The following is a 16,540-nucleotide window of genomic DNA, read 5'->3' as shown; positions in this document are numbered from 1 at the left end:
GGGCGCCGGGGTCTTGTCCGGATTCGACGGCCCCGGCGCCGGATCGACACCACGCGCGCCGGGGCATCCTCGGGCCGTGCCCACCCCGCCGGGAGTCGACGCGCTGCTCGAGCTCTTCGGCGAGCTCACCGGCGTGATGTTCTGCGCCAAGGACGCCGACGGCCGCTACACCGAGGTCAACGACGCCTTCGTGCGGCGCACCCGCGAGCGCACCCGCGCGGCGGTGCTGGGCCGACGGGCGCGCGACCTGTTCGTCCCGGCCCTCGCCGAGCGCTACGAGGAGCAGGACGCGGCCGTGCTGACCTCCGGGCGTCCGCTGCGCCACGAGCTCGAGCTCATCCGCCGCGGGAACGGCGTCGCCGGCTGGTACGTGACGACGAAGCTCCCCGTGCACGACGGCGACGTCGTCGTCGGCATCGTCAGCGTCTCCGAGGATCTCCGCGCCCCCGAGGACTCCGACCCGTCCCTGCCCGCCCTCGCCCGCGCGGTCGAGCTCGCCGCGAGCCGCCCCGACCGCCCGCCCCGGGTGGAGGAGATGGCCGTCGCGGCGGGCTGCTCGACCTCGGTGCTCGAGCGGCGGATGCGGCGGGTGTTCGGCCTCGCGCCCACGCAGTTCGTGCTGCGCACGCGCATCGACCACGCCCGGGCCCTGCTCACGGGTACGGCCACCCCGCTGGCCGAGATCGCCGCCGCCTGCGGCTTCCACGACCAGCCTGCGTTCACCCGGCAGTTCGCCCGCCTCGCGGGCGAGACGCCGGGACAGTACCGGCGCCGGGCTCGGTAGGGCTCAGACGCGCGTGCGGAGCGCCCAGACGGCGAGCGGCCCGAACACCGCCGCGAACGCCACGCCCCAGAGCAGGGTGGCGACGACGTTGGCGGCCACCGGCCCGCCGACCAGGAGCCCGCGCAGGGCGTCGGCCAGCCGCGTCACGGGGTTGATCGACACCCAGGCCTGCAGCCAGTCCGGCATCGTCTGGGTGGGCGCGAAGGCGTTGCTCGCGAACGTCAGCGGGAAGAGCACGGTGAACCCGTAGATCTGCACCTTCTCCGGATCGCGCGCCAGGACCCCGAGCAGCACCGAGGTCCACGAGAACGCGACGGTGAACGCGACGAGCAGCCCGAACGCGGCGAGCACCGCGAGCGGGCTGGTGGTGATGCGGAACCCGAGCGCCACCCCGACAGCGAGCAACACGACCAGCGACCAGAGCTGGCGCACCACGTCGCCCATGATCCGCCCGGACAGCGGTGCCGACCGGGCGATCGGCAGGCTGCGGAAGCGGTCGAAGGTGCCCTTCTGCAGGTCGGTCGCCAGCCCGGTGGCCGTGTACACGGTGAGGAACAGCGCGTTCTGCGCGATCAGCCCGCCGAGCGAGAACTGCAGGTAGGCGTCGGTGGAGCCACCGATCGCCCCGCCGAACACGAACGTGAACAGCAGCACGAACATGATCGGCTGGATCGACAGGTCGAGCAGCTCGGAGGGGTTGTGCTTGATCTGGACGAGGCTGCGCCAGGCCATGGTGAGCGACTGGCTCGCCCACTGGGCGGGCGTCGCGCGCCGGGACGGGGGCGGCGGCGCGGCGGGGAGATCGGCGGCGGGGCGCCCCGCCAGCGTGCGGTCGAGGGTCACACCAGCTCCCGGTCGGTCGTGCTGTCGGAGTCGGTGCTGGACCCGGGGACCGCGTGGCGGCCGGTGAGCGCGAGGAAGACCTCGTCGAGGGTGGCGCGCCGCAACGTCAGCTCGGCGAGGCGCACGCCGACGTCGTCGAGGCGGCGGACGACGGCGGGCATGAGCGCGTCGTCGCCCGCGGGGACCGAGACCGTGTCCTGGTCGACCGTCGGTGTGCTGCCGGCGAGCTCGCCCGCGATCCGCGTCACGACCGCCACCTGCCCGGGGTCGGTGGGGCGCATCTGGAGCACGGCGCCGCCGGCGCGGGCCTTGAGGTCGTCCGGCGTGCCGGTGGCGACCACCGCGCCGCGATCGATGACGACGATGTCGTCGGCGAGCTGATCGGCCTCCTCGAGGTACTGCGTGGTGAGCAGCACCGTCACGCCGTCGTCGGTGAGCCTGCGCACCATGCCCCACAGCTCGTTGCGGCTCGCCGGGTCGAGCCCGGTGGTGGGCTCGTCGAGGAAGAGGATGCGCGGACGCCCGACCAGCGACGCCGCGAGGTCGAGCCGGCGGCGCATGCCCCCGGAGTAGGTGCGCGCGGCGCGCCCGGCCGCGTCGCTGAGCCCGAACTGCCCGAGGAGATCGGCGGCCCGGGCCTTGGCCGCGGCGCGCCCCTGGCCGAGGAGTCGGGCGATGAGCACGAGGTTCTCGGTGCCGGTGAGCGCCTCGTCGACCCCGGCGTACTGCCCGGTGAGCCCGATGAGCGAGCGCACCCGGTGCGGCTCGGTGATGACGTTGTAGCCTCCGACGACGGCGCGCCCCTCGTCGGGCGCGAGCAGCGTGGCGAGCACCCGCGTCGCGGTGGTCTTGCCGGCACCGTTGGGCCCCAGCACCCCCAGCACGGTGCCCTCGGCGGCGGAGAGGCTCGCACCCGCGAGCGCGGTGGTGGCGCCGAAGCGCTTGACGAGACCGTCGGCCTCGATGGCAGGTGGCACATCACCACCGTGTCAGAGGGGTCCGACAGCCGTCGTGGAGATTTCGGACCCGGCCCCTCATCCGGCCCGTCCCGCCCCCGGCCGTCGGCCCGGGTTGAGAGCATGAGCCTCGTGGGCGGTACAGCGGGCAGCGGCGAGAACGGGGCGGGGTCGGACGCGGTGGCGGGGCTCGATCCCGAGCAGCGTGCGGCGGTGCTCGCGCCGCGGGGCCCTGTGTGCGTGCTGGCCGGCGCCGGGACGGGCAAGACCCGGACGATCACCCGGCGCATCGCGCACCTGGTCGGCAGCGGGCACGTCTCCTCCGGCCAGGTCCTCGCGGTGACGTTCACGGCCCGCGCGGCCGGCGAGATGCGCACGCGGCTGCGCGCGCTGGGCGTCGACGGTCCGGGCCGGCCGCCGGTCCAGGCGCGCACCTTCCACGCCGCGGCCCTGCGCCAGCTGCGCTACTTCTGGCCGCGCGTGGTCGGCGGGTCGCCGTGGGAGGTGCTCGAGGGCAAGCTGCGCTTCGTCGGGCAGGCCGCCCAGCGCGCCGGGGCGCCGACCACCCGCGAGTCGCTGCGCGACCTCGCCGGCGAGATCGAGTGGGCCAAGGCGTCGCTCGTGGCCCCGGACGACTACGCGGCGGCGGCCGGCCGGGCGGCCCGCGACGTCCCGGGCCCGGTCGAGCAGGTCGCGAAGGTCTACGAGACCTACGAGACGCTCAAGAACCGCGCCGAGCAGCTCGACTTCGACGACCTCCTGCTGCACACGTCCGCGGCGCTCGAGGAGCACCCGGAGGTCGCCCACGAGTTCCACGAGCGCTACCGCTGCTTCGTGGTCGACGAGTTCCAGGACGTCACCCCGGCCCAGCACCGCCTGCTGCGGGCCTGGCTCGGCGGGCGCGACGACCTCACCGTGGTCGGGGACGCCAACCAGACGATCTACTCGTTCGCCGGCGCCAGCCCGTCCTACCTGCTCGACTTCCCGCGCGTCTTCCCCGAGGCGACGGTCGTGCGCCTCGTGCGCGACTACCGCTCCACCCCGCAGGTCGTCTCGGCGGCCAACACCGTCATCGGGGCGGCCCGGGGGCGTGCCGCCGGGTCGCGGCTGCGCCTCGAGGGGCAGCGCCCGCCCGGCCCGGAGCCCGACTTCGCCGAGCACGACGACGAGCCCGCCGAGGCGACGGCGGTCGCCGCCGCGATCGGCGAGCTCGTCGAGCAGGGCATCCCGCCGGCCGAGATCGCCGTGCTCTACCGCGTGAACGCCCAGTCGGAGGCCTACGAGAAGGCGCTCGGCGACGCCGGGATCGCCTACCAGGTGCGCGGCGGCGAGCGCTTCTTCCAGCGCACCGAGGTCCGCAACGCGATCGCCGCCCTGCGCACCGCCGCGACGCGCGCCCCGGACGACGCCACCGGCGACAACATGGTGTCGCTGGTGCGCGCGGTCCTTGGCGAGCAGGGGCTGACCGAGGCCCCGCCCGCCGGGTCCGCGGGCGAGGGCGCGGCCCGCCAGCGCTGGGAGTCGCTGCGTGCGCTGGCCGAGCTCGCCGAGGAGCTCGTCACCACCGTCCCCGAGGCCGACCTCGGCGCCTTCCTCACCGAGCTGAACGCCCGCGCGCAGGCCCAGCACCCGCCGACCGTGCAGGGCGTGACGCTCGCGTCCCTGCACGCCGCGAAGGGCCTCGAGTGGGACGCCGTGTTCCTCGTCGGGCTCACCGACGGCACGATGCCCATCCAGCACGCCGACGGCGACGACGACGCGGTCGAGGAGGAGCGCCGGCTGTTCTACGTCGGCGTCACCCGTGCCCGCGTGCACCTGCGGCTGTCCTGGGCGCTGTCACGCAACGCCGGCGGGCGGCGCTCGCGGCGCCGCAGCCGCTTCCTCTACGGCCTCGTGCCCGAGGAGCACCCGGCCGCCCGGGTGCCCACCGGCCGCGGCGAGAACGGCGGCTCGCGGGGCAAGCCGACCTGCCGGCTCTGCGGGAAGCCGTTGGCGGACCCCGCGTCCGCGAAGCTCGGGCGCTGCAGCACCCACCCGTCGGACGTCGACGAGGAGCTCCTCGAGGCGCTCCGGACGTGGCGCTCCGCGGAGGCGAAGTCCCGGTCCGTGCCCGCCTACGTGGTGTTCACCGACGCCACGCTCATCGCGCTCGCCGAGCAGCGGCCCGCCGACCCGTCGGGGCTCGTGGCCATCCCCGGGATCGGGTCGTCGAAGCTCGAGCGGTACGGCACCGAGGTGCTCACCCTGCTGCGGGAGCACGCCTCGTAGGAGGCCGTCCGTGCCCGGTCCGACGATCGCCGGGAAAGTTCTCGAAAATACGTTGCCCTCCTGCGCGGGACCGCCCTACGGTCGATCACACACCGGCGCACGAGGCTGCCGGTCGGGCGGTTCGCCGCACGTGGGACACCGAAGGGGGCTCGCAGACATGGACATCGTCACCGTCGCGGGCACCGGTCGCCACGTCGCGAGCTGGCGTTGCTCCACGGCCTTGATGCCATCGGGCATCGCCGTGTGCGGGCCGAGGGGACAGCAGCAGCGCCCCGTCGTCCGTGAGCGCGATCTCGCGAACCTCCCGACCTTCGACCCGCAGCGGACGTCCGCGCCCCGTCGGTGGGGTCCCTGACCTTCAGGACCCACCGGATCACACGAGGCCGCGGACCCGCTCCAGGGACCGCGGCCTTCGTCGTCCGTCGATGACACCTCCGCGGCTCCCGGCCCCGCCGACCCGCCCACCGGAGGTAGCACCGTGTCCCCCGCCGGACTACTCGAACGCCCGACCGCCCCCGACCCCGGTCCCGAGTTCGCCGACCTCTTCGACGCCATGACCTCCGTCGAGCTCCCCTGCCGGCTCGCCGAGGAGGACCTCTGGTTCTCCGAGGCCCCGGCCGACCTCGAACGGGCCAAGGGCCTCTGCGGTGCCTGCCCGATCCGGCGGGCGTGCCTCGCCGGCGCGCTCGAGCGGCGGGAGTACTGCGGGGTGTGGGGCGGGGAGATCTTCGACCGGGGCGCCGTGATCGCCCGGAAGCGGCCCCGGGGCCGGCCGTCCAAGGCCGACCTCGCCCGGGACGCGGAGCTCGCCGCCGCCCGGGCCGCCACCGGGGTCGCCTGACCCCACCCGGCCGCGAGCGAGGGTCACCCCGACTGCTCGGGAAGCAGCGAGGGTGACCCTCACTCCGGCCACCCAGGACCCCGCGAGGGGGAGAAGGGGGCCCGGTGCGCGTCCTGTGCGCACCGGGCCCCGGACGGTCGTGTCGTCGAGCCGCTCAGGCGGCGAAGCCCGGCTGCCACTTCTCGAAGACGCCCCGCAGCGGGATCTCGGCGTCGAGCTGGCAGAGCACCGCCACCGACGCGAGCGTCACGCGGTGCACCAGCAGGTACTGCGGCGGCAGGTTGAGCCCGCGGCCGGTGGTGAACTCGGGGCGGCGCAGGTCGCCCAGGCGGTCGGCCTGCCCGCGCAGCCACGACCGCGTGAAGTGGAACTTCTCGGTGCGCAGCGGGTCGGTGAGCGGGCCGAGGTACGCGATCGCCTCGTCGGAGCCCATGTCGACGCCGGGCAGCACGAAGTTCAGCTGCTTGAGCAGCTCCAGGAGCTCGTCGGAGCGGTCCTCGACCGCCAGGCGCAGCATGTGCCCCAGCTCGCGCGGCAGGCCGTCGGGCAGCTTCGCGACGGCCCCGAAGTCGATGACGCACAGGCGCCCGTCGGACAGCAGCTGGAAGTTGCCCGGGTGCGGGTCGGCGTGCAGCAGGCCCACCCGCGCGGGCGACGAGAAGTGGAAGCGCGAGAGCAGCAGACCGACGCGGTCGCGCTCCTCGGGCTCGCCGGACCGGATGATCGCCGACAACGGTGTGCCGGTGACCCACTCGGAGACCATCGCCTTGGGCGCCGACGCCACCACCCGGGGCACGACGACGTGCTCGTCTCCCTCGTACGCGGCCGCGAACGCCCGCTGGGCCTCGGCCTCGTCGCGGTAGTCGAGCTCCTCGGCCATGCGGTCCCGCAGCTCGGTGAGCAGCGGCTTGATCTCCATCCCGGGCACCAGCGGCTGGACCAGGCGGCTGAAGCGCTGGAGCTGGCGCAGGTCGGCCATCACGGCCTCCTCGGCGCCCGGGTACTGCACCTTCACCGCGACGTCCCGGCCGTCGTGCCAGACCGCGCGGTGCACCTGCCCGATGCTCGCGGCGGCGGCCGGGGTGTCGTCGAACTCCTGGAAGCGCTCGCGCCAGCCGCGGCCGAACTGCTCGGCCATCACCCGGTGGGTGCGCGCGGCCGGCATCGGCGGCGCCGCGGTCTGGAGCCGGGTGAGCGCCTCGCGGTAGGGCTCGGCCAGCTCGTCGGGAACGGCGGCCTCGAAGACGCTGAGGGCCTGACCGAACTTCATGGCCCCGCCCTTGAGCTCGCCGAGCACCGCGAAGAGCTGCTCGGCGCCCCGGCGGGCGACGTCCGCGGTGATCTCGCCCTGGTCGCCGCCGGCCAGCCGGCGACCCCAGCCCGCCGCGGTGCGGGAGGCGAATCCGAGCGGCAGCGAGGCCAGCCGGGCCGACCGCTGGACCGACCGTCGGGGGATGTCTTCGGTCACGTAGCCGATTGTCCCTCGCGCGCTCCGTGACGGCGCGCCCAGGTTGGCCCGCGTCGGCGTCGCGGAGCGGTCCTCTAGAGCGTGTCGACGACCATCGCGTCGAGCTCCAGCCACCGGCGGCGGTCGAGCAGACGGTCGATCTCCGACCGGAACAGCGCGATCAGCGCGGGGAACCGCGGGGTCGCGTGCCCGAGCCGGTCGCACAGCCTCGCGAGGTGGGCGTCGACCGACTGCAGGTCAGGGCAGCTGTAGGTCGCGCCCTCGGCGCCGAACACGGTGATCAAGGGGTCGTGACCGCGGCTGTCGATCGCCGGGGGCTGCGTCATGGTGGGAGCCATGGCCGTCTCCTTCTCGAGGTTCCCGGGAGGATCGCCGACCGCACCGATCGTCTAACTCGCGGTGTGACGTGCAGCCCGTGTTCCGAGCGTCACGCGGCGACCACGCGGTGGCGGCTCGTGGGCGGACGCACGGTGAGAGCCCGGCACCCGCACTCCGGGTGATGCCGCGCCGATCGGGGCCGGTGGGTGCCGTCCGGGTCGAGCACGAGCGCCGCGCCGTGCGCCGCGGGGACGTCTCCCTCGAGGTGCGCGAGCGCCTGCGCGGCGGCGCACGCGGCGATCGCCGCGGCGAGGGCCACGGGCACGGCGACACGACGGCCCGCCAGCTCGGCGGCGACCCGCGGCCAGGCGGGGTCGGTGTCGGTGCGCCGCAGGTCCTCGCACCGCAGGCACGGCGTCGTCCCCGGCACCACGAGCGGCCCCACCTCGCCGACGCCGTCGAGGACGCCCACCGGGAGGTGGACCCGGCCTGCGACCACGAGCTCCGACGCCGCCAGCGGATCGGGACGGGCGCCGTCGGCGAGGACGACGAGGTCGGCGTGGGCCGTGAGCCAGCGGCGCCCCGGCCCGTCGCCGGGTGGCGGGGCCCCGCCCGCCGCGCGCGCCACCGCGTCGGCGGCCGCCCACCGGGCGGGGCGCCCAACGTCGCCGGGGAGCAGGCCGGTGCCGACGTCGTCGCGCACCACCGTGCCGGCGGCCTCGACGAGCACCCGTCCGACGTCCGCCGCGGCGAGCAGGCAGGCCACGGACACCGCGATCCGGCCCGACCCGTGCACCACCACCCGGCGCTCGGCCAGGGCACCGGGCTGCGGCGCCCCGACGAGCAGGCCCTCGGCGTGCAGGCGGGCGAGGAGCTCGTCGGCGGCGGCCGGGGCCGCGCCGGCGGCCACGGCCTCGGCCAGCACGCGCGCCCGGGAACGGGTGCCGTCGAGGGCGTCGACCATGCGCACGAGCGGCGGCGTCAGGCCGTCGACGACCAGGGCCTCGGACGGGTCGGCGCCGAACTGCAGGACGTCGGGCGCGCGGTGCAGGGCCGGGTCGCGGAGACGGGGCCGATCGGGGGTCGGGACGGTGGGGACGGGGGAGAGCACGGGAGCCGGGGACACACCTGGTTCGACGCAGCGGAGGGCCGTCCGGATCCCGCCTTCTAGGCTCGACGTCATGGTCGAATCGCGTCCCGACGTCGAGGTGCGTCGCAGCGCCCGGCGCCGGCGGACGGTGGACGCCCACCGCGAGGGCTCGACCGTCGTGGTGAACATCCCCGCGTCGATGTCACGGGCGCAGGAGCGGCACTGGGTGGAGGAGATGCTCCAGCGCCTGGAGCGCGCGGACGCCCGGCGCCGCCCGGGCCGCCGGGCGGGCGACGCCGACCTCGGTGACCGCGCCGACGCCCTGGCGCGTGCCCACCTGGACCCGATCGCCCCCGACGGTGCCTGGCCGCGACCGGCGTCGGTGCGCTGGACGAAGCCGATGCGCACCCGGTGGGCGTCGTGCACGCCCGCCGACGCGACGATCCGCGTCAGCGAGAAGCTCCGCGAGGTGCCCGGGTGGGTGCTCGACCACGTGCTGGTGCACGAGCTCGTCCACCTGCGCGAACCGCGGCACGGCCCGGCGTTCCGGGCGCTCGAGGCCGCGTACCCGCGCAGCGAGCGCGCGATCGGCTACCTCGAGGGCCTCGCGGCCGGCGCCGGCCTCCCGATCACCGAGACCGACGGCGAGCCCGACGAGGCCGCGGACGAGGACTGAGCCCTAGGACGCCGGACCGTCGCCCTCCCCGGGCTCGTCCTTCTCGGCGTCCTTCTTCGCGTCCTTCGCCTCCTGCTCGGCCTTCATCTCGGCCTCGAGGCGCGCCAGCGGGTCGTCGAGGTCGGTGAAGCTCTCGGCCGAACCCTCCGTGTTCGTCCCGCCACCGGTGACGGTCTTCGTGCCGCCCACGAAGGCGGCCGGGTCGTCGAGGTCGTCGGCGGTCGGCATGAGGTCGGGGTGCGACCAGACCGCGTCGCGGCCCTCGATGCCGCGCTCGTCGGTGAGCGCCCGCCACAGCGCGGCGGCGTCGCGCAACCGGCGCGGACGCAGCTCCAGCCCGACGAGGGTGGCGAAGGTCTGCTCCGCGGGCCCGCCGGAGGCACGGCGGCGACGCAGGGTCTCGCCGAGCGCGGAGGCACCGGGCAGGCGCTCGCCCACGGCGTCGGCGACCACCACGTCGACCCAGCCCTCGACGAGCGCGAGGAGGGTCTCGAGGCGGCGCAGTGCGACCTTCTGCGACTCGGTGGTCTGCGGCTCGAACATCCCCGAGCTCATGAGCTGCTGCAGGGACTCGGGGTTCATCGGGTCGACGTCGCGCGCGAGCTCCTCCATGCGCGAGGTGTCGATGGAGATGCCGCGGGCGAACTCCTCGACGGTGGCGAGCAGGCGCTGGCGCAGCCACGGCACGTGCCCGAACAGGCGCTGGTGCGCCGCCTCGCGGGCGGCGAGGAAGACGAGCACCTCGCCCGCCGGGCGGTCGATGCCCTCGGTGAAGGTGGTGATCGCGCCCGGCAGGAGCGCGGCGGTGCCCTCCGGGCCGAGGGGCAGGCCGACCTCCGAGGAGGTGAGCACCTCCTTGGCGAGCTGGGCGAGCCCGGCGCCGAGCTGCGAGCCGAAGGCCATGCCGCCGACCTGGGAGATCATCCCGAGCATCGGGCCGGCCATCTGGCGGGCCTCCTCGGGCAGGCCCTCGACCCAGGCGCCCGCGACGCGCTGCGCCACGGGGTCGCACAGGCGCTGCCAGGTGGGCATCGTCGTGTCCACCCACTGCGCCGGCGACCAGACCGCGACGTGCGAGGTGCCGGACGGCAGGGTCGTCGCGTCCTCGAGCCACAGCTCGGCGAGACGCACCGACTCCTCGGCCGCACGCTGCTGCTCGCTCGTCGGCTTGGCGCTGCCCTCGGCGCCGAGCTGCTGGTGCGCCATCTGGGCGGCAAGCTTGTAGTTCACGGGGCCGTCGTTGCCCGGCCCGGACGACTGGCTGAGCATCTGCCCGAGCTGCGTGAGCATCTGCCCGAGCTGGCCCATGTCGAAGCCGCCGGGGCCACCGGGACCGCCGGCGCCCCCCATGCCGGGCAGGCCGAAGCCCATGGGGCCGCCGGGACCCCCGGGACCGGAGCCGCCGGACCCACCGGATCCGGAGCGGCGGGACTCGTCGTCGGAGTCGGACGGCCCGAAGCCGAAGGGCAGGTCACTCATGGTGCCGACGGTACGCGGCCCGGACACCCGTGTGGGCCCTGAGCGCACGCCCACGGCGAACGCCCAGGAACTTCCCAGTCGGCGCACGGCCGGATCCCCGTGCACGGGTGCGGATCGGTCGTGTCCGAGCAATCACTACCCTGACCGCCCGTGACCCGGCTGCGCGCGACCCTGGCGCTCGGACTCGTGCTGGCCGGGGTCCTGGGCCTGCTCGGCGCCACGGTGCGGGTGCCGTTCGTGGCGCTCGGCGACGGCCCGACGTTCGACGTCCTCGGCGCGGGCGCGGACGGGCGCACGGTGGTGGACGTCAGCGGCCCGGTCCCCGTCTACCCGACCACCGGCCAGCTGCGGATGACGACGGTCGCGGTGACGACGCAGGTGACGCTCTTCGGTGCGATGGCCATGTGGGCCTCCGGCGAGGAGCAGGTGCTCCCGCGCGAGTCGGTCTACCCGCCGGGGCGCTCCAGCGAGCAGGTCGACCAGGAGAACACCCGGCAGTTCGCGCAGTCCGAGACCGACGCGGAGGCCGCGGCCCTGCGCCACCTCGGCTACCCGACCGCCGTCCAGGTCGGTTCGGTGCTCGACAACTCCCCGTCCGCGGGCCGCCTCGCCCCCGGCGACCGCATCGTCGCGGTCGACGGCCGCCCGGTGACGACGCCGCAGGAGGTCGTCGACGCCCTGGCGCCGACCCGGCCGGGCCAGACGGTGACCGTGACCGTGCAGCGCGGCCCGCTCGGGGCACCGGGCCCGCGCACCGACGTCGCCGTCGTCGCCGCGGCCCGCCCCGACGGCGACCCCCGCGGCTTCCTGGGCGTGACCCCGACGAACATCGTCGACTCCCCGGTCGACGTGCGGATCAGCCTCGGCGACATCGGCGGGCCCTCGGCCGGGTTGATCTTCGCCACGGCGATCGTCGACAAGCTCACGCCCGGCGACCTCGTCGGGGGACGGGTGGTGGCCGGCACGGGGACGATCGACGCCACCGGCCGCGTCGGCGACATCGGCGGCATCCGCTTCAAGATGGACGCCGCCCGCCACGACGGCGCGCAGGTGTTCCTGGTCCCCGCGGGCAACTGCGCGGAGGCCGTCACGGACGTCCCGGACGGGCTGCAGCTCGCGAGGGTCGGGACGCTGAACGAAGGGATCGCCGCCCTCGAGGCGATCCGCGCGGGACGGGCGCCGACGCCCTGCTGAGGTCCCGACGCGCCTGGTGAGCGGGCCCACCGCCCCCCGAGCAGGGCGGGAGGGGATCCGGACATGCCGGGCCACGTCGACCCCACACGGTATTCGTAGAGTGGCGCCCTGAGATACACGCACGCCCGGCCACGATTGCGCGTCCGGCCCCCCGCTATCAGGAGAGTGACCCCGTGGCCAACCGGCCCCCGACGGCGACCCCCCAGCTGTCGCGACGGACGAAGACGCTGCTGATCGTCGGCGCGGTGGCGCTCGTCGTGCTCCTCGGCGGCGCCCGCCTGGTCGACGTGTACGTCGACTGGGCCTGGTTCGGCGAGGTCGGCTTCCGCGGCGTCTTCACGACCATCCTGTGGACCCGGGTGCTGCAGTTCGTCGTCGCCGCCGTGCTCATGGGCGGCCTGCTCGCCCTCAACCTGGTGATCGCCTACCGGGTGCGCCCGGTGTTCGTGCCCGTGGCCGGGGCGGCCGCCGAGGACCCCGTCGCCCGGTACCGCACGGTCGTGCTCGCGCGCCCGCGCTGGTTCGCGATCGGCATCCCCGCGGTCGTCGCGCTCATCGCCGGCCTCTCGGCGCAGGCCGACTGGCAGACCGTGCAGCTCTTCCTGAACTCCACGCCGTTCGGTGTCGCCGACCCGGTGTTCGGCCACGACATCTCGTTCTACGTCTTCCAGCTGCCGTTCTACCGCTGGCTGCTGAGCTGGCTGTTCGTCGCGATCGCCGTGAGCTTCGTCGCCGCGCTGGTGGCGCACTACCTCTTCGGCGGCATCCGCCTGGCCGGGCGCAACGGCGCCGTCGCCCCGCCGGCCCGTGCCCACCTCGCGGTCCTCGCGGGCACGTTCGTGCTGTTCAAGGCCGTGGCGTACTTCTTCGACCGCTACGAGCTGCTGTTCTCCGACCGCAAGGCGGCCGAGGGCGGCGCCAACTTCTTCGGTGCCACCTACACCGACCTCAACGCCGCGATGCCGGCGAAGCTGATCCTGCTGATCATCGCGGTGATCTGCGCGGCGGCCTTCTTCTCCGCGGTGGTGCTGCGCAACCTCCAGATCCCGGCGATCGCGCTGGCGCTGCTCGTGCTCTCGAGCGTCCTGGTCGGGGCGGCGTGGCCCGCGGTGCTCGAGCAGTTCTCGGTGCGCCCGAACGCCATCGACCGCGAGGCGGAGTCGATCTCGCGGAACATCGCGGCGACGCGCCAGGCCTTCGCGCTCAACAACGTCGGCGTCATCCCCTACGCCCCGCAGGTCGCGTCGGCCGCCGGGAACGCCGCGATCCCGCCGCAGGACGTGGCCAACAGCCAGGCGACGCTGAACAACATCCGCATCCAGGACCCGTCGCGGCTCAACCGGACGTTCGCGGTCCAGCAGCAGCTGACGAACTTCTACAGCTTCTCGCCGGACCTCGACATCGACCGCTACACGGTCGGCGGGCAGCGGCAGGACTACGTGCTGGCCGCGCGCGAGATCAACCCCGACGCCCTTATCGGCAACCAGCAGGACTGGATCAACCGTCACCTCGTCTACACCCACGGCCAGGGCCTCGTGTCGGCCCCGGCCGACCGGGTCAACGCTCCGGCGAGCGCCGAGGCGAGCCAGGGCGGGCTGCCGCAGTTCGAGGTCAGCGACTCGAGCAACCCGGGGCCGTTCGGCATCAGCCCCGACGGCGCCCGCATCTACTACGGCGAGTTCCTCGGCGGCGCCGACGACTACGCGATCGTCGGCGGCATCCCCGGTGAGCAGGGTCGCGAGTACGACGGCCCCGGCCGCCCGGCCACGGCCTACGAGGGCCCCGGCGGCGTCCCGGTGGGCAACTGGGCGCAGCGGCTGATCTTCGCCGCCGCCTACGGCGAGCGGAACATCCTGTTCAACGGCTCGATCGGCGAGAACTCGCGGATCATGTACAACCGCACGCCCGTCGAGCGCGTCCAGAAGGTCGCGCCGTGGCTGCGCACCGACGTCGATCCGTATCCCGCGGTGGTCGACGGCCGGATGCAGTGGATCGTCGACGGCTACACGACGCTGCCGCGCTACCCGTACGCCCAGCAGGTCGACCTCGGGCAGGCCACCAGCGACTCGCTGCGCCCGGCCACCCCGGCCGGTTCCGCCGGCTACATGCGGAACTCGGTGAAGGCCACCGTCGACGCCTACAGCGGCGAGGTGCACCTCTACGCGGTCGACGAGCAGGACCCGGTGCTGCGCACCTGGATGGGGGCCTTCCCGGGCGTCGTCCAGCCGTCGTCGGACGTCTCGCCGTCCCTGCGGGCGCACTTCCGGTACCCGGAGGACATCTTCAAGGTCCAGCGCGACCTGCTGACCCGGTACCACGTCGAGAACCCGCGCGACTTCTTCTCGACGCAGAACTTCTGGACCGTCCCGGAGGACCCGACGCGGGAGAGCAACGCGTCGATCCCGCCGTACTACCTGCTCGCGGGTGACCCGCGGCCGGGCGCGGCGCCGGACACCCAGTTCCAGATGACGAGCACGCTGCTCGCCCTCTCGCGACCGAACCTCTCGGCCTACCTCTCGGTGAGCTCGGAGCCCGAGAACTACGGGCGGATGACCGTGCTCGAGCTGCCCGCGCAGCTCACCGGCGACCAGCGGGGTCCGCAGGGTCCGCAGCAGGTCCAGGCCGAGCTGCTGACCAGCCAGTCGGTCAACGGCGGGCTGTTCACGCTGCGGCAGTCGGGCACACCGGTGCAGGTGCAGTACGGCAACCTGCTCACGCTGCCCGTCGCCGGCGGTCTGCTCTACGTCGAGCCGATCTACGTCGAGCGGAACGCGCAGACGTCGTTCCCGCAGCTGTTCGGCGTCATCGCCCGCTTCAACAACGGCGACATCGGCTACGCGCCGACGCTGCAGGGCGCGCTGCAGGCCGCGTTCCAGGGCGTGCCGCTCCCGCCGGGGCTCAGCGTCCCGGGCCTGGGTGCGGTGGCGCAGCAGCCGCCGGCGCCGGGCGTCAACACGGGTGGCGGACCGCTGCCCACCGGCCAGCAGGGCCAGACGCTGAGCCCGGAGCTCAACCAGGCCGTGACCGGGATGAACGACGCCCTCGACCGGCTCTCGCAGGCCCAGGCCGCGCGGGACTTCCGGGGCATCGGTGACGCCGAGGCGGCGCTCGACGCCGCGATCGCGCAGTTCCGGGCGGCCACCGGGGCCGCGCCGGCCACCGCCACGCCGGCCACTGCCGGCGGCTGACGGTCCCCGGGCCCATCCCACCCCCTCGGCGGGGTGGGGTGGGCGCCGTGTACCGTTACGGACAGAACGCAGCGCGGGGTGGAGCAGCTCGGTAGCTCGCTGGGCTCATAACCCAGAGGTCACAGGTTCGAATCCTGTCCCCGCTACGACACCGGTTCCGGAGATCGTTCCGGAGGCCGGGATCCCCAGCCCAGGGCCACGGGCACGACGCGGGGTGGAGCAGCTCGGTAGCTCGCTGGGCTCATAACCCAGAGGTCACAGGTTCGAATCCTGTCCCCGCTACGCGCGACGACGGCCCCCGACCACCAGGTCGGGGGCCGTTGTCGTTCCCGGGGTCGTCGGTCGGCGGCCGCGGGGTCGCAGCCGGCTGTCCCGGCGAAGGGCGCCCACCGCCGCTCTGGTCGGCTGTGGTGCCCTTCGCTCGAATACCCCCGCTCAGGACCCCGGCGTCGCGGCGTCCGCGACGGGCGGCGGCGGCCGGAAGCTCCCGTCCTGCTCCGCGACGAGGTCGTGCACGGCCACGACGGCCTCCATGGGCAGCGCGCCGTAGGCGTGGGGGAACCACGGGCCCCGCGGGTCCTCGGTGCCCTGCGGGCCCACTCCGGGCTCCCAGCGCACCGGCACACCGTGGGCGGCCAGGCGGGCGGGATCGACGACGAGCACCACGACGTCGTCGCGGCCGGCGTAGAGCCGCGAGGCGGGCAGGTGGACGGTCCCCGGGTCCGAGAGGTGGACGAACCCGACCTCGTCGAGCGACGGCGGCCTGCGGGCCCCCTCCGCCCGGGCCGCGGCGAGCTCCTCGCGGGTGCACAGGTGCAGGATCACGGCGCCGTCCGGCCGCTCAGCGGGCCGGGGCGGCGTTCGCGCGCGTCGGCCGGTGGGTCTCCCACCGCCACACCGTCCCGCGCACCGCCCCTCCCGGGCCGGCCTCGTCGCGCCGGCGGGACTGCACGCGCACCAGCCCGTTCGCCGTCAGGACGCTCGCGGCCGGGGCGCGCTCGGGCAGGGTGTGCGCCACGACGGTGTGCACCGACGGGTCCTCGAAGGCGCGCGCGACGAGCGTGCGGGTCATGGCCGTCGCCCAGCCGCGGCCCTCGAACGGCGGGAACGTCCAGAACGCGATCTCGACGCGTCCGCCGCGGACGGGCCCTCGGAAGCCGCAGGTGCCCACCACCTGGCGATCGCGAGGGTCGACGGACAGGAACGTCCGGGGGTGCACGTCGGCCTCGACGCCGCCGCGGGGGATCGGGCCGGTGGTCTCGGCCGACGGCGCCACGTCGATCTCGGAGCGCAGCACGGCCTCGACCAGCGGTTCCACGCCGTCGGCGCACAGCTCGGCCAGCCCGGGTGCACCCGGGCCGGTGAGCCGCTCGTCGACAGGCACCAGGACGACCACGCGACCTCCTGTCCTGCGTTCCCGACGGCGGTCATCGAC

Annotated in this window: 14 protein-coding genes and 2 tRNA genes; 8 read left to right on the top strand and 8 right to left on the bottom strand. The window is 74.8% G+C overall.

Annotated elements, in window-relative coordinates; translation table 11 throughout:
* Nucleotides 1-76: 76 nt before the first annotated feature.
* A complete protein-coding gene (locus PH191_RS06515; RefSeq protein ID WP_274193817.1) occupies nt 77-784 on the top strand; it encodes a helix-turn-helix domain-containing protein in 708 nt (235 codons plus the stop codon).
* A 3-nt stretch (nt 785-787) separates the two neighbouring features.
* Here the strand turns inward: PH191_RS06515 and PH191_RS06510 are convergent, their stop codons facing one another.
* Complete coding sequence (locus PH191_RS06510; RefSeq protein WP_274193816.1) at nt 788-1,627, bottom strand: ABC transporter permease; 840 nt, start codon at nt 1,625-1,627, stop codon at nt 788-790.
* Entirely contained in the window at nt 1,624-2,604 is a 981-nt protein-coding gene (locus tag PH191_RS06505; RefSeq protein ID WP_274193815.1) for an ATP-binding cassette domain-containing protein, read from the bottom strand. Before PH191_RS06505 ends, PH191_RS06510 begins: the two co-directional genes overlap by 4 nt.
* Before the next feature lie 102 nt (nt 2,605-2,706).
* Here PH191_RS06505 and PH191_RS06500 point away from each other — a divergent pair, with 102 nt between their 5' ends.
* Nucleotides 2,707-4,851, top strand: a complete 2,145-nt coding sequence (locus PH191_RS06500) for an ATP-dependent DNA helicase UvrD2 (RefSeq protein ID WP_274193814.1) — start codon at nt 2,707-2,709, stop codon at nt 4,849-4,851.
* Between the two features lie 553 nt (nt 4,852-5,404).
* Entirely contained in the window at nt 5,405-5,692 is a 288-nt protein-coding gene (locus tag PH191_RS06495) for a WhiB family transcriptional regulator (RefSeq protein WP_337994059.1), read from the top strand.
* A 154-nt stretch (nt 5,693-5,846) separates the two neighbouring features.
* Here PH191_RS06495 and PH191_RS06490 read toward each other — a convergent pair whose 3' ends face one another.
* From PH191_RS06490 to PH191_RS06480, 3 genes are all read right to left on the bottom strand, one after another.
* Entirely contained in the window at nt 5,847-7,160 is a 1,314-nt protein-coding gene (locus PH191_RS06490) for an ABC1 kinase family protein (RefSeq protein ID WP_274193812.1), read from the bottom strand.
* 74 nt (nt 7,161-7,234) lie between these two features.
* Nucleotides 7,235-7,498, bottom strand: coding sequence for a hypothetical protein (locus PH191_RS06485; protein WP_274193811.1), 264 nt, complete (start codon nt 7,496-7,498; stop codon nt 7,235-7,237).
* Nucleotides 7,499-7,587: 89 nt separating this feature from the next.
* The gene (locus tag PH191_RS06480) at nt 7,588-8,589 is read right to left on the bottom strand and encodes a hypothetical protein (RefSeq protein WP_274193810.1); all 1,002 of its coding nucleotides are present in this window, start codon (nt 8,587-8,589) and stop codon (nt 7,588-7,590) included.
* Between the two features lie 70 nt (nt 8,590-8,659).
* Here PH191_RS06480 and PH191_RS06475 point away from each other — a divergent pair, with 70 nt between their 5' ends.
* Entirely contained in the window at nt 8,660-9,244 is a 585-nt protein-coding gene (locus tag PH191_RS06475) for a M48 metallopeptidase family protein (RefSeq protein WP_274193809.1), read from the top strand.
* A gap of 3 nt (nt 9,245-9,247) precedes the next feature.
* Here the strand turns inward: PH191_RS06475 and PH191_RS06470 are convergent, their stop codons facing one another.
* On the bottom strand, nt 9,248-10,723 hold the full coding sequence (locus PH191_RS06470) for a zinc-dependent metalloprotease (protein ID WP_274193808.1): 1,476 nt from the start codon (nt 10,721-10,723) through the stop codon (nt 9,248-9,250).
* A 150-nt stretch (nt 10,724-10,873) separates the two neighbouring features.
* Here PH191_RS06470 and PH191_RS06465 point away from each other — a divergent pair, with 150 nt between their 5' ends.
* The 4 genes from PH191_RS06465 (at nt 10,874) to PH191_RS06450 (ending at nt 15,387) form a co-directional block, all read left to right on the top strand.
* Nucleotides 10,874-11,917: a YlbL family protein gene (locus PH191_RS06465; protein WP_274193807.1), complete on the top strand. Its 1,044-nt coding sequence runs from the start codon at nt 10,874-10,876 to the stop codon at nt 11,915-11,917.
* Between the two features lie 173 nt (nt 11,918-12,090).
* Entirely contained in the window at nt 12,091-15,105 is a 3,015-nt protein-coding gene (locus PH191_RS06460; RefSeq protein ID WP_274193806.1) for a UPF0182 family membrane protein, read from the top strand.
* 72 nt (nt 15,106-15,177) lie between these two features.
* Nucleotides 15,178-15,251, top strand: a tRNA-Met gene (locus PH191_RS06455).
* 62 nt (nt 15,252-15,313) lie between these two features.
* Nucleotides 15,314-15,387: transfer RNA gene (locus tag PH191_RS06450), tRNA-Met, on the top strand.
* Nucleotides 15,388-15,540: 153 nt separating this feature from the next.
* On the opposite strand, the gene PH191_RS06445 is transcribed toward PH191_RS06450, so the two are convergent.
* Nucleotides 15,541-15,930: a DUF952 domain-containing protein gene (locus PH191_RS06445; protein WP_274193805.1), complete on the bottom strand. Its 390-nt coding sequence runs from the start codon at nt 15,928-15,930 to the stop codon at nt 15,541-15,543.
* 16 nt (nt 15,931-15,946) lie between these two features.
* Nucleotides 15,947-16,501: a GNAT family N-acetyltransferase gene (locus PH191_RS06440; RefSeq protein ID WP_274193804.1), complete on the bottom strand. Its 555-nt coding sequence runs from the start codon at nt 16,499-16,501 to the stop codon at nt 15,947-15,949.
* Nucleotides 16,502-16,540 lie beyond the last annotated feature (39 nt).

This window comes from Actinomycetospora callitridis, from assembly GCF_028737265.1.
GTDB lineage: Bacteria > Actinomycetota > Actinomycetes > Mycobacteriales > Pseudonocardiaceae > Actinomycetospora > Actinomycetospora callitridis.
This window is presented reverse-complemented; position numbering and strand designations above follow the sequence as displayed.

Excerpts from the sequence above, each read along its gene's own strand:
- PH191_RS06500 (WP_274193814.1), top strand. The coding sequence starts at position 2,707 with ATGAGCCTCGTGGGCGGTACAGCGGGCAGCGGCGAGAACGGGGCGGGG.
- PH191_RS06495 (WP_337994059.1), top strand. The coding sequence starts at position 5,405 with ATGACCTCCGTCGAGCTCCCCTGCCGGCTCGCCGAGGAGGACCTCTGG.
- PH191_RS06485 (WP_274193811.1), bottom strand. The coding sequence starts at position 7,498 with ATGGCTCCCACCATGACGCAGCCCCCGGCGATCGACAGCCGCGGTCAC.
- PH191_RS06475 (WP_274193809.1), top strand. The coding sequence starts at position 8,660 with ATGGTCGAATCGCGTCCCGACGTCGAGGTGCGTCGCAGCGCCCGGCGC.
- PH191_RS06470 (WP_274193808.1), bottom strand. The coding sequence starts at position 10,723 with ATGAGTGACCTGCCCTTCGGCTTCGGGCCGTCCGACTCCGACGACGAG.